The sequence below is a fragment of the Candidatus Avoscillospira sp. LCP25S3_F1 genome, assembly GCF_052117125.1.
Taxonomy (GTDB): domain Bacteria; phylum Bacillota; class Clostridia; order Oscillospirales; family Oscillospiraceae; genus Avoscillospira_A.
The window spans coordinates 1-590 of sequence record NZ_JBQKJT010000067.1 but is presented as its reverse complement, the minus strand read 5'-3'; the positions used below and the strand labels follow the sequence as shown (position 1 = coordinate 590).

General features: G+C 45.9%; 1 protein-coding gene. It reads right to left on the bottom strand.

Going from position 1 to position 590, the window contains the following annotated elements:
* Positions 1–140 precede the first annotated feature (140 nt).
* The coding region (locus ACTQ33_RS17125) for a transposase (RefSeq protein ID WP_441465692.1) at positions 141–590 on the bottom strand (450 nt) is incomplete at its 5' end.

The following is a 590-nucleotide window of genomic DNA, read 5'->3' as shown; positions in this document are numbered from 1 at the left end:
GCAAACCTGCTAATAGGTGTCAAGCCCCAAAATGAAAAATCGGATATCTGAAAATGAGCATAACAAAACAGACCTGCAACAAAGTAAAAATTGCAGACCTGAGGGTTTTATGACTTTGAGGTTTCGTATTTACAGCAGAGTCAAGCGATTTCTTGAGTGTTCAGATATTCTTTTACTCTTGCATAATAAATCCGCAGGAACTTTGCAGCTCCGGCCACAGTATAGACATAGAAATGCTTTCCCTCCGCTCGTTTCTTATCCATGAAGCAGAATACAGAATTGTCAGGGTTTCCGTGAACAAGAATCATGGAGGCGATCTCAAACAGCACCTTACGCAAGTGAGGTGAACCGCGCTTTGAAACATGACGATTCTTTGCATCGAATGTACCGGATTGATACGGTGGTGCGTCCACACCAGCGTATGCAACCAGAGCACCTTTGTGCGAAAAACGGCGGACATCACCAACCTCAGCCATCAACTGCGGTCCTGTGATTTTTCCGACACCTTCCATCCCCATCACCAGCTCATATTCTGGCAGCAGAGAGGCCAGCCGGTTCATTTCTGTGCGGAACGCATGAAGCGAATCATA